Raw genomic sequence first — 13769 nt, forward strand, 5'->3', positions numbered from 1 at the left:
ACAGGTCAAAATCCTCTATGCGCGTGTCCGGCTTGATGGGAGGGCAACCCTCGCGGATAGCCGAACTGCCCGACCGCTTCCGCTTCTTTCCTGTCTTGCGGTCAGTATATTCCACATCCTTGCACTGCATGGCGCGTCCGGTCTTTTGCTTGACAAGCACCTTGAGGTCTTCAAGCAGCTCCGGCAGAGGCTTTGTGTAGGACGGACTGCGCCACGTCACATTGAGGTGGCGGTGTTCGTCCCAGAAGTATGTCTGCCCGAACTTTCGGGCAACAGCCTCGCAATAGGCTCTGTCGCGGCGATTGTGCGCCTCGGCAGTGCCTACGTTGCAGGGCTTGAATTTAATTCCGGTTTTCATAATCCGTAAGGGAAAAGAGTGTTTCAATATCGCGGGTTCTCAGACGAAGGGTCTGAGCGAGAGGTGGCGGAGAGGGGTCATCTCTGCCGATGGGTTCTTAGGGGTGAACGCCCTAAGCGGAGGGTGCAGGGAGAGGGTCACTCCCTGCTAGGGGTTCGGGGGTGAAACGCGCCCTGACCGGGTCAAGGGCAGAGCCATTGCGGGTTCTTAGGGCAGAGCCATAAGCCCCTCGGGAGAGCCCACAACTACGGGAGCGAAGCGGAGTAGTTATAGTGGGCTATAACAAGGGCAAGCCCTGTCAGTCTCCACCCTCAAAGACCGCCTCTCGGCTTGCGGCGTTTCGACTCTTTCAGCTTCAGCAGATGTCGGTCGTAGGCATCGCGGTTTTCATCCGAACGGAAGTCGATGTCGGCTTTGCCTCCGCTCTTAATCCATGCCAGAAGTTCATCCTTGAAGAAATAGAGTTTGTTGCCGCGCTTGCTGAACGGTATCGCCTTTTGGCTTGTCAGCGAGTAGATAGTGCCGACAGTCTTGCCGAGCAGTTCGCTTGCTTCTCTGATGTCGAGGACGGTGTGTTGGTCGGCTTCCTCCTGCGGTGCGCTTATGAGCCTGTCAAGTTTCTCCATGACGGCATCCACCTTACGCATGAGGCTCGCCACATAGTAAGGGAGGCGGTCAAATGATGGCATCGTGTTATCGGATGATGTGTTGTCGTGAGCGACCGATACCGCGATACTGCGGTGTGTGTTGTCCTGTGTATTGCTTGAAGATTGCATATCTTTATCTCTATATGATTGTATTTCTTGATGTCTTTATCTGATTATATCACCATGCCATGAAGCGATGATGATTGTATCTCTTACTCCAATGTTATCTTGTTAGCCGCCTCGCGTTTGAGTTCACTTACAACATCGGCATATACCTGTGTCGTGGTCACGTTGGTATGCGTGAGCATTTTCGACACGGTGTAGATGTCGGTGCCGGAGGCTATCTGCAAGGTGGCGAAAGTGTGCCGGAAGCAGTGGAAAGTTATGTGCTTGGTGATACCTGCCGCCACTATCCAGTCTTTCAGATACACAGGGCAGAGGCTTTTCGCCATGCCTTTGAACACCTGCCCTGTGCCACGTTCTCCACACAGCCTCAAAGCCTCGTCACTCAAAGGCAGTGTCGCTTCGGTCTTGGTCTTCTGCGTTGTCAGACGCAGACACCAGCCGCCATCTGGAGCCTCGCAGATGTTCTCCCAACGCAGGGCTATGATGTCACTAATGCGCAGTCCGGTGAGGCAGGAGAAAAGTGATGCAGCCTTGAACACCCCATGCTTACAGGGAGTGGCGGCGAGGCGTTTCAGTTCCTCGTGGGTGAGAAATTCCTTCTTGGTCTTCTCCTCCTTTGCAGGTTTGAGAAAAGGAATGATGTTGTCTTTGAGCCGTCCGGCTGCAACCGCACGGCGGATCACGGCTATCAGTTTGCCGAAATTGTTGTTGGCTGTCGAGGCTTTCATCGTCCCTCCCGATGGTGTTTTCAGTTTCAGCATGTGGGTCAGAAAGCCCTGGCAGAACTCCACGGTTATGTCATCGAAGCAGCACTCACCTTTGGCATAGTTGCAGAAATGCTTGAAGGCGTTTTCCCAATTACGGTAGTTGGTGCTCTCGTTCATCGCCTCGCGGAAGTATTCGATAAAGCTCTCGCGCCCTTTGGAGTGGTCGATAAAACCGAAGTCCTGATTGATGATGGACTGTATGCGCTGACAGCGTATCAGCTCCGCATTTTGGAGCATACTCTTATTGTACTGCACCTCGAATTTCTCTTTCGGGTGAGCATAGATGTAGATGCCGAGATATTCACGGCGGCTCAGTTTTCCGGTTCTCGGATTTCGGATTGCCGGATAGAAGTCAAGATAGAGTGAAAGTTGACCGTTCTTTATCGGTCGCTTCCTCACGGTGACTTTGGTACAAAGGTTTGTCATATTCTAAAATTTTTTATTCGTCTCTGATTTCGGCACACTAACCGCGCCCTTTCTTTGTCGAAGTGCTGCCGTCCTCCGCTTTCTTCCTCGCCTCGTCCCAATCGGCTTTCAGATAGTACATGCGGCGGTTATACATCTTCTTCATCCTCACGCCGTGGGTCATGGCGAAGCGGCGCACCTGCGTCTTGCCGATACCGTATTTCTTCATAAGGTCGAAGCATGAGTACCAATCTTCCGAGAGGTCCTTGCCGAGGCGTTCAACCTCCGAAGCCATAGCCTCGTCCACCGCTTTTCGGGGGAAGCACTTGTGACCGTCCATCTTCACGCACGGTATCGAGTAGCGCATACGCAGGTTGTAGAACCTGCCGTAAGTGTAACTGTACTTCTTGCAGATTTCCTCCATCGTATATACAGGCTCCGTCAGCTCCGAACTGTCTATGAAAGTGTCCTTGACCGATTGCTTGTAGTCGGTGGACGGTTTCAGCTCGGATTTCGGCTTGCTACGGGGGCGGCGCGGTTTGGGTGCTTCCTGTTCTGCCGCCTTTTTCACCGTCTTGGCAACAGGCAGGGAGAGAGGTTTATCTTCTTTTCCCTGCTGTCGGCTGCTCCCGGTAGTGCGGTTGTATTCGTTTATCTTGATCATGTTGCAGAAATCATCCTTAGGTATTATGGTCACCCGGCTTGTCACTTTGGTAGCCCGGAGAGTGCCTTGATAAATCAGGTTATAGACTGTCCTTTCGCTCACTCGCAGAAGAATTGCAACTTCCGCTATTGTCAGAAACTCGTGACGGAGTATCTCTTTCTCCGAAACTCTCTTTCTCGCTCTCGCTGTGGTTTGCCTTACGGCTGTCGCTGTCTGCATGATACGGCTCTTTTAAGGGTTTGTATTCTTGCTGTCGCAGAGCCTCGAAAAAGGGGTGAAAAAGGGTCAAAAACGGCTGATTTTATCTTGAACCATCTTGAACGACGCTGAAAGAAAGTCGAACCGTGTGTCCCTCCCTCCGAGACCCAAATGCGGTACAAAAATACTCCGAAAGGGTCGAATTTGAAAGAGCGAAAATTTTGAATTGTTAAATATAGCTATCTAAATATGAGCGCATTACACTCAATCCGTTTAAGCCTCTTATGCCTCCGTTTGGGGCGTTTTTTCTCCATGTGGAAGGATTTGCCGCTGCCGCTTGGCCCGATGCAGAAGAAATTGGCGTTGTCGGTCATCTTCACCTTGCCCTCCTTGCCGGTTATGTCTATACACACCGGGAGTCCCTGGCGGTCGGTGTAGAATGTGGTGAGAGGCGTGTCCTCGCACCCTTTGAGGTATTCCTTGAAGAACAGGCACAGTGCCGAGTCCGACAGCGTGAGGAACAGGTCATAGTCGGGATTGAAGCCGTAGGCGCAGCCAGGAAAGGAGTTGATGAACAGCTCCAGCTGATTGTAGGCTGTGCGTGACGGCATTATGCCGCACTCGTAGAGTTTGGTCTCAAGAAACGATGTCACCGGTGTAACCTTGTCGGGAGGACAGCTCACTATGATGTTGAAATTGGTGTTGACAAGAAGGGAAGAATCAACGGCGAGGATATTAAGAACTTCCTCGATGTCGGCTTTCGCTATCTTGTTGCTCGGATCGGGCATGGAGCCGTGACGCTTCGCCTTACCTTGCAGTTTTCGGAGCAGCTTCCGCTGGCCCGGTATCTGCACCACCTGATTGAACACAACGCAGTCGGCGTGGGGCACTTCGGTAAGAAATGAGAACACATCGGTAGCCACGGGATAGCCGTTGACACTCATCTCGGTATATGGTTTTACTACCGAGGGTAGATTTATCTCGTCAATATCCACAAGGGGATATGAGCGGATAATGCGGTTGCCTGTCCGCAGGTATTCATCGGAAGCCTTGAAATTTGTCATGGAGAATGGCCCGTGCTGGAAATGGAACGCCATGAAGCGGTGCAGGTACTCGTTGACCTCAGGCTTCGTCAGCTTGCGGTGGCTTATCCATTTCTCGGTGAGAATGTCGTCAACCTTAGCGACCTTAGAGTGGAAGTCGAGCCATTTCTTGGGGTCGTATTGCACGAACTGTCCTCGCTGCGCCTCTTGTGTCACTATAAGATAGGTGGTGATTTCAGTGAACTCACGGCCCTCGAAGTAATTGAAATAGCTCTGGGTCAGGAACTCGGCGTCTTCGGGCACATCGCGGTGGTAACGCTGTCGGCAGAATATGTCCTGCTTCTGCAAGGCATAGCCCTCGCCGAGCGTTTGGACAATGTTAGCCAGCACGTCCTGAAAAACCATGTACCGCTCCGAGTCGGTACACAGCCGGAGAACCGGGTTTGTCATTTCAAAGATGACAGAGGGGGCCCCCTTTGCGTCGAACAGCACGACATTACCGTCCGTTTCCTCCAACTGGGCGTATATCCCGTCGAAGACTTTTTTGTTTTCCTTTGCCATTCAATGCTTGAATAAATTGTGATAAATAAAGATTCCACGGTCTTTCCGCTTGTTGTGCAGTCCGCCGCGCTGCTTGACATATATTGTCACCAGCCCTGCGGCGGCCATTACAAGCATGGCGATAAACCCCGCGAGCTTTCCCAATGCTATGGAGAACACTATGAACCCCACGAAGGACACTCCTATGGCGGCAGCCGCCAATGTCAGGAAACGTCCGCGTATTCCCATGAACTCCAATGGTTTCTGTAACCCTTTGTAAACCGGATAGCCGTCGTTGTATATCGCCATGACTGTATGGATCTGCGGTTGCTTACTTGAAGAAGAGCGGAAGAGCCTCGCTCAGTGCGATGAAGGCGATACAGCCGCCGATGGTGAGCATGATGGTCTTCTTGACATCCTGGTCGCCGTTCTGCATCTTGAAATAGACGTTGAAGGCACCCACGAGGACAATCACTGCGGCGATCGCCTTCATGAGATTGGAGACCGGGGTTTGGTAGGAGCTTACCTCCTGTGTGGCTTTGGTGAAGCCTGCCGCACCCTTGCTGGCGGCCATCATGTCGGACACGGTGAGCATCACCGCGCCCATAGCAAGCATACCCTTACGGGCGAAGGCTGAGTTGCCGAGGCGTGAGATAGCACGCTGACACTTTGATTTGATTTTCTGCATATACGCTGATTGATAAGTTCTTGAAAAGGTTATCGGGCGTTAAAGGCAATGCAGGGCGTTAAAGGCAGTGTCGGGCAGTAAAGACAACTTAGTTCAATAAAGGCATCGGTTCGGGGAGAGAGGTATCGGGTGATACGAATATGATTAGCGGTATGTCAGGTTATTTCAGGCAGCGGACTCGCATCTGTGAACTATATCAGCAAGGTCTTTATCCATGCCTGTATCAGCAGCTTTGTTTGTCTTGCACAAAAGATTATCCACCGGATAACCGTTTGTCATAATCGGTTCCTTATATTTGGTTGGAGCGTCTTTAGGAATTTCCGGTGTCGGTTTCGTGATAATGCGTTTTATCTCCACCGGTTCAAAACTTTCTGCAAGTCCGGATATGTCGATTTCGGTCTCTTCGGCCTTAGCATCCTCGCTTGCCTTTGCTTTGTTGGCGGCAAGAATATCCATCGTTATCATTCCGGCATAATACAGAGCCAGCAGAATGATGAGTAAAACTATTATTTGTCCGTAAAGCATTGTATCAGAAATTTACACATAGTTTGTTGTTGCAGTTATCCCAAGGCTCGAATCTCAATCCGAGCTTGCGGCCTATATCCTCGCGTGAATGGTCGCGTTCCATGTCTGGGTGGTAATACATGACATTCTGACCACGGATTACCAGATAGCCTGCCTTTTTCAGTGAGTGGCGCATCTTTATCCTCGGTTTGTTTGTAACAACCTTTATTCTCGTGATTGGCGGCAGCCCAAAAATTACACGTCTTTTCTCTCGTTTCATAATATCCTGACGGATACGGGAACGGATACTTTGTTCTTCTTTCTTGGTGCGCCGGAGGCCGAGGACGGCAACTATTCTTGATACTGAGCGTGACGATATGCCGGTTATGGCAGCGATTTCAGCATTTGAGTGAGAGCCGTGGAGTTCGCGTACCCTTTCCGCCAAATCAAGCCATTCGGGTCTGATACCTTTTTCAAGACCGAGTTCTTTGGCTTTAAGTGATACGGTCTTTCGGTTGACGCATAAATGTTGGGCTATTGCCGTATCCGTTGTGTACGGATAGTTCTCTTTGAGATAGGCTATACTGTCGTCAGTCCAGATTGTCTTTTTCATATCTATTTGGTGTTATCGTTATCAAGAAGTGATTTGCTTTTCTTCCTGTATGCCCTAAGTCGGGGAAGATATACAGTGATGAATGTTCTCACGATGGCGTTTATCACATCGGAACGGCATTTGCGGTCGATGTCGCACTCATCGAGGGAGTCGGCAATATCCTTGTCAATCATGCAGACCTTCCGCTCGTCTTTCCGTTCACGAAAACCGTAGGACGAAAGGTTTTCCATGAAAGCCTCCCATACCGGATCTGCGGCATCAATATTGATGCAGGATTCGGCAGTATTACCGGGTTCCTGTATCCCGGCAGCCTCACGCGACGTAGTTGTTCCGGCAGCATGGCCGACAGGCGTAGCCACATTACGGATGCTTCCGAGCAGTCCGTCTATATCAGGGAAATTATTGTTATCCATTTTCAGTGTCAGCTTCGATGTGTCCGAATATTTCTTTGAAGATTGTGTCGAAAGCGGCCTGTGTGACCTCTAATTGTCCGTCCAGATCCGATAATGTGCAGAAGCGTTCCATATCTGCCCTTGAATTGATTTTAGGAGTCACAAGACCATAGCGGCTGAATGTTTCCCTTGTTTCCTCCCACAGCATAAGCTCGCTACGGCGTCCGACCCTCGCGTCATGTCGGTTCGGCACGAGAATCAGACGGGCGTTCATTTTCCCGGCCATGACGTTTTTCAGCTTTTGCAGAAATGCGATGAATGTGGCGGTCGAGGGGATGGTGGTCCTGTCGTAGTGGTAGGGACAAATTATATAGTCGGAGTTGGCGAACAATGTCACGAGTCCCTGCTGTTTTAGATTCCCTGGAGAATCGAATATTGCCACACACCGTGTTTTGCGGATGTTGCCTATGAACCCGAATAGGGCTTCTTCCTTATTCAATGAAAAAGGAAGAACCTCATAGGGGATGGCGGTATCTCCCGAAGGATAGCGTTTCAGGTCGCTCTCACGCCGTTGCGCCAGACTCTCCTGCGAATCGCAGTCAATGACAATCACCGGGAGCCCCTTCTTTACAAGATAGTTGGCAAAAGTGACGCATAGAGTTGTTTTCCCTACGCCCCCTTTCTGATTGGCAAATGTTATGATTATTGATTCGTCCATTACACCCTGGTTCAATGATTCATATGGCAAAATTACCACGGTGCTTCATCGCGATATGTAACTTTGGACACCTTTCTTCAAATCTTGGGACTTTATTGTGATACAGTTTTGCAGTCATAAAAGGATAAAGCCTTGCAGACATCATATACTGCTGTCTGCAAGGCTTTATGTCGCAATCGCGGCATGGTGACAAAATCCCTTGTCACATCTTTATGCTGTTTTCATCATCTATGCGGTTATAGTCGCCACGGTAGCCAACTTCCCACTCACGGTTTTCCCCACGTCCGGAAGCCGCGTCACGCATACCTCTTATGCCGCGTCCGGTTGTTTTGTCACGAGGCTTTTCAGTTGATTGTCTGCGACGGAGTTTTTCAAATCTCCTGTATTCGAGCTTACGGGTGTCAAATCCGACTTCCGAAAGATTGATGATTGTTTTTGATGAAAAATCTATTGCGAACCATTCATCGCCTTCATGTCTGATGTGGAACCCTGAAGAACGTATGGCGGCACGGAGATTTGTTATACTGTCATCATCAAAGAGCAGGTTCAGGTTATTCACCGCGTCATGGTAGCCGTTATCTCGTGACGGGGTGAGCCTTACAAGTTCCGGAGTATTCACCTTATATATACGGCAGAGCAGGTCGCGCTCGGACGCTGAGCCGGGATGGAAAGACTCTATCCTCCGAATCTTGTCATTCCGTAGAATTGTGGAGGCCATAAAATCCTTTAGCGGCCGTGTGATTCCTCCGCAATATATCACGCCTCGTCTTATGTATGCGTTACTGCGGAATAGTTTTTTGTTGATGGCCCATGTGTCTATTGTCGGATTATCCTCCAGCAGCCTGTCAATGAAAGCGTCGATACGTGCGAGTTTTTCTTCCGGTGTGGAGAAATCAAGAAGTGATTTTATAGACAACACCCATGCGCCGTTATATACGGTTTTGTTCGCATGATCCACTATCATGTAGCCATAGGGATTGTCAGAGCGTCCGAAGAAAACGAGATCAATTCCCAGCTTGCGTTTAACCGCATCCTGTAGTTCCCGGCGGTCGGAGCTTACATCCCGGTATTTCCGCAGCATGGCCCACAACTGCCTCCTGCGTTTGTCGTCAACACTGACCCTCTGGAATCTGTCGCTTATCTCGGCAAAGTTAATCTTTACCTGCACTGCACCGTCGCGCTTGATATACACAACATCGTTCTTCTCATACACCTCATAGCCCATCGAGGACATCAGGGCCTTGTATTGCGCGAATGTGGAGAATGTATAGGTCAGTGAGGCTGCAAGATCCTCACCGGCCTTTGCCTTTACATCATTTCCGACAAGCCTGTTCAACACAGCTTGTGACCTAACCCTTTCATGGTGGTCGCTGATTTTCTTTCCGTCTGGAGAAATGCGGGAGGTGATTATATGTATATGTGTGTTGTCGGTATCGGTATGTGAATATACCAGCAAAGGCTGCCCCTCGCTTCCATATCCCATTTCACCGAGATACCTGTGGGCGAAATCCAGCAGCTCATCTTCCGATTTTTCATGTCCTTTGCAGGATATGGCCAGATGGAACTGGGCTTTTTTGATTCTCGAATTTCGGGAAGAGTAGGCTATCAAATAGTCCTGAAGCTCTTTCGGTGTCGGCTGTGAGAGTACCCCGACATGGCCGAAATTGCTCATCTCAAGAAGGCGTGCCACTCCCAGGGCCACCTTTTTCTCATTATATGCAACTGCGTGAAAGTTGGAACTTGACGGAAGTATTGTAGCTATCATATATTATGTTTATATCTCTATATGTCTTGAAACCATTATCTCTATATGTTTTGAGCCGATAATGTAAGACAGACTGTATGACTTGCGGCTAAGAGCGTAGCCTTGTCGCTTTCTTGGCAATGTGAGCCTGTTCCTCCTTTATCGACACCACGAGCCTCGATACTTTTTCAATCAGGGGGGATAGATTATCCCTGAAATAACTCTCGGACAGGATGCCGGCTACGGCAAGTTCGTTGGCTCGTTTGACAGCCTGATTCAGATTGCTTCCCATCCAGGACAGCTCATCTTGGAATTTGCGGCACAGCCGGGCTGTGTCGTTACACAATTCAAGGCGCGTCTTTGCATCGGTATCCGAAAACTCGTTGACTGCCATCCTTATAAAGTTGCTCACGCTGTGGTAGCGTTTCGATTTTTCACGGATTCCGGCAATTTCCTCAGGCGTAAGCCTCATTTCAAATCTTTCAGTTCGCTGCTTCATATCCATATCATTAATTCACGAGGAACGATGTGATTCTCCACCGCCGCGCAGTGGTCGGCAAGTCGCTTTTCCACGGGCAAAACTCGGTTTTGTACGGAGAAAAGCACAACTTGCTACCCAATCTCTGCACGACAGGGCTATTACTCCCCATCGTTCACTCCGGCCACGAAGTTAGGCACCCCGTGACATACAGGCATTAACTTTGGACACCTTTAATGTTTCAAGACCCGGTTATATCAAGATTGTAAGACTTAAAGACATCAAGCCATGCGGTAAATAATCATACAAGCGATAAAAGGGGTATGTTTTCAATATTTGCGGACTTGCAAGGATACTATCTATAAGATTATATATTGCCAAAAGATGTGACCTGCGTATCATAAAGACATGGGGTCTTAATCTATTCAAGTCATACAGTCTTTATATCTTCAAGACAATATATCCGCTATTCTTGATGTGATACAATGAATATGGCTTTAAGGGAAAAAGAGATTGTGTTATCAACTGTCATTAATCTGGTGCGTCGGATAATTGTCAAAACTTCAACGGTTTAGGCTGAATTTTATCGCTTGGAAATTTGCATAAGTCGTTGAAATTTAGTATATTTACATTCCAATAATAGTGTTGGAACGAGTTAATATGCATTTGATATGTTTGAGCTTTTACTGATTATATACCTGCTCCCTGTGGTTATTGTCGCAGCCTTGCTGTTGCGGCTGGCATTGTTCCTGCTCAAAAAGTCGATTAGGGTTGCGCTATGGGTAATCCGGAAGTCTGCACTGCTCCTGAAACTGCTTGTAGTCTGGCTTTGGAACCGTACCGTCCGCAATCGTCCGCTTTCTCAATATCCGTAATAGGGTGGAGCGGCGACGCTATGATATGAGCCTTGGAATGTGGGTTTGTTCCCTGCTGTGGATGCTTGTTTTAACGCTGGCCTTTGTGCGGCATTGTACGCGAGTGTTACCGCAAATGCAAACGGATGGTCAGATGTGGAGGCAAATGCGCAACTGAAAGCTGAACCAAACGCAGGACTAAACGCAGAGGTGGACGCGCTATTAATTCGGTTGCCCTAAGACTTGTGATTGTTCGGACTCGAACCTAATGAAATTCTTATGAAATGTAATAGAGGGCTGTGGCGAGAAGTGGAAAATTCGCACACTAATTTTAATACTATTTAATAATTGATGGTGGCGAATTTTTCATAATCTCTATTGATGACGATTAAAGGAGGCTATAAAATTAGGCCAAATCTGCGCTTTGCGGAGGACGAAAAATCGGTAAAATTGAAATAGGAGGACAAAAGGAGGACAAAAATCAAAAGAGAAATCCCGCAACTCTTGATTTTCAATGAGTTACGGGATTTTACAGTGCCCAGAACAGGACTCGAACCTGCACGCCTCGCAGCACTCGCACCTGAAACGAGCGCGTCTACCATTCCGCCACCTGGGCTTTTGCGACTGCAAAGATACGCTTTGTTTTTGTATTTTCAAAATATTGTCGCGGTGTTTTTTTGACTGGGGATAAAAATATACCCAATGGTGATTGGGTATATGCCGGTCGGTTCACATCCTCATGTATTGCACTTAATCGGTTGTCAGTTTTTATGAAACCACCATTTGAGCTTTTCCCACACGGTGGGTGGATTGGCTTTCAGGTGAACGTTAACTCCCATGTCGTTTTTGTTGAGGAATATGATTGAGCTGTGGAGCACAATCGCTATTGTTTCTTCAAATTGCGAGAAGCCGTGCACGCGTTCAAGCGCGATTTTGTGAAATGGCGACATAGGGTCAAGACTCCCGATTACGATGTGTCCCTCCTCGTCAATCTCGACATTGTGATGCTCCGACGCGTAGTCGAAGAGCAGCCCTATGTCAAGATGTTCAATGCCCGGAGGCAATTTGGCGTATTTCTTATATAGTTCGTCGATAACCTGTTTTGTAATCATAATTTCAGTACATACAAAATTCTGAAAAATTTTTGCATTAATAGTTAATATGCACTTATGCTTTGGAGGGAAACGCGGTAAACCTAAAATTGGTTTAAATTGAAGCGTTTATTAACATTTATTATCTGAAGACAATAGGTGACAAACATTGGTTGGGTAAACAATGCGGCGGAAATGCATTTAAGCAATAACCGCCGCATTGATATTTAGAAGTTTGTTATGCAAGGAATCCGAGGAGCACACCTGCTGCCACGGCCGAACCGATAACACCTGCAACGTTGGGGCCCATGGCGTGCATGAGCAGGTAGTTGCTGGGGTCATATTCAAGACCAAGGTTGTTGGAGATTCTGGCCGACATCGGAACTGCCGATACGCCGGCGTTACCGATAAGCGGGTTGAGCTTCTTACCCTTGGGCAATACAAGATTGAACAGCTTTACGAACAGTACGCCCGATGCCGATGCAATGATGAATGCCATAAATCCAAGTGCAAAGATGAAGATTGTGTCGATTGTGAGGAATTCCGACGCCTGGGTCGATGCACCTACGGTCATACCGAGAAGTATTGTCACGATGTCGGTGAGGGCGTTGCTTGCTGTTTTGGCAAGACGGTTGGTGACACCGCACTCACGGAGCAGGTTACCGAAGAAGAGCATACCGAGCAGCGGAATACCCGAAGGCACTACGAAGCAGGTGAGGAGAAGTCCTACGATGGGGAAGATGATCTTCTCGTTCTGCGACACGGCGCGTGCGGGCTTCATCTTTATCAATCGCTCGTGCTTGGTTGTGAGCAGTCGCATGATTGGCGGCTGGATGAGCGGTACCAAGGCCATGTAGGAGTAGGCCGATACTGCGATTGCACCCATCAAGTTGGGGGCGAGCTTTGATGAAAGGAATATGGCGGTGGGGCCGTCGGCGCCTCCGATGATTGCGATTGCACCTGCCTGGTCGGGGGCGAATCCCAATGCGAGAGCCACCATGTAGGCTCCGAAGATACCGAACTGTGCGGCTGCGCCTACGAGCATGAGCTTGGGATTGGCGATGAGGGCCGAGAAGTCGGTCATCGCACCGATTCCGAGGAAGATTAGCGGGGGATACCATCCGGCGCTTACGCCGTTGTAAAGGATGTTGAGCACTGAGCCTTCTTCGTAGATGCCGATTTCAAGCCCGGCTTCGGCGTTGAAGGGGATATTACCTATAAGTATACCAAATCCGATGGGCACCAGAAGCATGGGCTCGAAGTTCTTCTTGATGGCAAGCCAGATGAAGAACAGACCCACGACAAGCATCACCAGGTGTTGCCAGGTGGCATTGGCGAAGCCTGTCAGCTCCCAGAACTGATGGAAGTTGATAGCCATGAATTCGTGGAAAGTCATAATCTTGAGATTCTAATTGGATTGTAAATTCGTGATATTTGTTCTCTTCGGTTATGCTTAATCCAGAGTGATGAGCACGGCTCCTTCAAGCACTGAGTCACCGGCGCTTACATTGACCGATGCCACCTTTCCGTCGCGGCCTGCATGGATGGCGTTTTCCATCTTCATGGCCTCAAGCATGAGCACTGTGTCGGATGCCGAAACGGTGTCGCCCACCTTTACGTTGATCGACAGGATGGTTCCGGGCAGGGGAGCCTTTATCTGGAAGCCTCCGGCGCTTACATTGGGCTTGCTTACTACCTTTTCGCCTGTAGCTGTGCGCGGGGCAGCCGAGGGACGCGGAGCCGATACGATGCTTACGGGGCCCTGCTTCTTTTCAAGCTCTACTTTGTAGGGCATTCCGTTTACGAGAACCTCGGCCACGTTGTCGACGATGTCGCCAATCCCCACGTTGTAAGTGTTACCGTTGATTTTATATTTGTATTCTTTCATTTTGTGGTAATTGTTAAAACGAGTATTTAATGTATACTTTAATTATAGTGG

General features: G+C 49.0%; 14 protein-coding genes, 1 tRNA gene and 2 pseudogenes. All 17 read right to left on the reverse strand.

Annotated features, from left to right (window positions below; translation table 11 throughout):
- A pseudogene (locus tag E5354_RS12980) lies at positions 1 to 358 on the reverse strand (mobilization protein); the annotation flags it as partial.
- A 311-nt stretch (positions 359 to 669) separates the two neighbouring features.
- The gene (locus E5354_RS12985; RefSeq protein WP_135947731.1) at positions 670 to 1134 is read right to left on the reverse strand and encodes a helix-turn-helix domain-containing protein; all 465 of its coding nucleotides are present in this window, start codon (positions 1132 to 1134) and stop codon (positions 670 to 672) included.
- Between the two features lie 83 nt (positions 1135 to 1217).
- Positions 1218 to 2324, reverse strand: coding sequence for a site-specific integrase (locus tag E5354_RS12990; RefSeq protein ID WP_135947732.1), 1107 nt, complete (start codon positions 2322 to 2324; stop codon positions 1218 to 1220).
- 37 nt (positions 2325 to 2361) lie between these two features.
- Positions 2362 to 3186 (reverse strand): helix-turn-helix domain-containing protein, encoded by an 825-nt coding sequence (locus E5354_RS12995; protein WP_135947733.1) that lies wholly within the window; start codon positions 3184 to 3186, stop codon positions 2362 to 2364.
- Positions 3187 to 3476: 290 nt separating this feature from the next.
- A pseudogene (locus E5354_RS13000) lies at positions 3477 to 4769 on the reverse strand (TraG family conjugative transposon ATPase); the annotation flags it as partial.
- Complete coding sequence (locus E5354_RS13005) at positions 4770 to 5057, reverse strand: DUF4133 domain-containing protein (protein ID WP_032942047.1); 288 nt, start codon at positions 5055 to 5057, stop codon at positions 4770 to 4772.
- A gap of 22 nt (positions 5058 to 5079) precedes the next feature.
- Complete coding sequence (locus E5354_RS13010; protein WP_016277690.1) at positions 5080 to 5436, reverse strand: DUF4134 domain-containing protein; 357 nt, start codon at positions 5434 to 5436, stop codon at positions 5080 to 5082.
- 165 nt (positions 5437 to 5601) lie between these two features.
- Positions 5602 to 5961 (reverse strand): hypothetical protein, encoded by a 360-nt coding sequence (locus E5354_RS13015; RefSeq protein ID WP_135947734.1) that lies wholly within the window; start codon positions 5959 to 5961, stop codon positions 5602 to 5604.
- A gap of 4 nt (positions 5962 to 5965) precedes the next feature.
- Entirely contained in the window at positions 5966 to 6553 is a 588-nt protein-coding gene (locus E5354_RS13020; protein WP_135947735.1) for a hypothetical protein, read from the reverse strand.
- A gap of 2 nt (positions 6554 to 6555) precedes the next feature.
- Positions 6556 to 6966 carry a hypothetical protein gene (locus tag E5354_RS13025; protein WP_135947736.1) on the reverse strand — a complete coding sequence of 137 codons (411 nt, stop codon included), beginning with the start codon at positions 6964 to 6966 and terminating at the stop codon, positions 6556 to 6558.
- Positions 6959 to 7663 carry a ParA family protein gene (locus tag E5354_RS13030; protein ID WP_123397231.1) on the reverse strand — a complete coding sequence of 235 codons (705 nt, stop codon included), beginning with the start codon at positions 7661 to 7663 and terminating at the stop codon, positions 6959 to 6961. Before E5354_RS13030 ends, E5354_RS13025 begins: the two co-directional genes overlap by 8 nt.
- A 202-nt stretch (positions 7664 to 7865) precedes the next feature.
- On the reverse strand, positions 7866 to 9428 hold the full coding sequence (locus E5354_RS13035) for a relaxase/mobilization nuclease domain-containing protein (RefSeq protein WP_123397230.1): 1563 nt from the start codon (positions 9426 to 9428) through the stop codon (positions 7866 to 7868).
- Between the two features lie 88 nt (positions 9429 to 9516).
- A complete protein-coding gene (locus E5354_RS13040) occupies positions 9517 to 9906 on the reverse strand; it encodes a plasmid mobilization relaxosome protein MobC (protein ID WP_107033161.1) in 390 nt (129 codons plus the stop codon).
- A gap of 1368 nt (positions 9907 to 11274) precedes the next feature.
- A tRNA-Leu gene (locus E5354_RS13050) sits at positions 11275 to 11355 on the reverse strand.
- A 145-nt stretch (positions 11356 to 11500) separates the two neighbouring features.
- A complete protein-coding gene (locus tag E5354_RS13055; RefSeq protein WP_123397228.1) occupies positions 11501 to 11851 on the reverse strand; it encodes a hypothetical protein in 351 nt (116 codons plus the stop codon).
- 217 nt (positions 11852 to 12068) lie between these two features.
- The gene (locus E5354_RS13060) at positions 12069 to 13226 is read right to left on the reverse strand and encodes a sodium ion-translocating decarboxylase subunit beta (protein ID WP_123397227.1); all 1158 of its coding nucleotides are present in this window, start codon (positions 13224 to 13226) and stop codon (positions 12069 to 12071) included.
- Between the two features lie 57 nt (positions 13227 to 13283).
- Complete coding sequence (locus E5354_RS13065; protein WP_123397226.1) at positions 13284 to 13718, reverse strand: acetyl-CoA carboxylase biotin carboxyl carrier protein; 435 nt, start codon at positions 13716 to 13718, stop codon at positions 13284 to 13286.
- Positions 13719 to 13769 lie beyond the last annotated feature (51 nt).

Source organism: Muribaculum sp. NM65_B17 (genome assembly GCF_004793735.1).
GTDB classification, from domain to species: domain Bacteria; phylum Bacteroidota; class Bacteroidia; order Bacteroidales; family Muribaculaceae; genus Muribaculum; species Muribaculum gordoncarteri.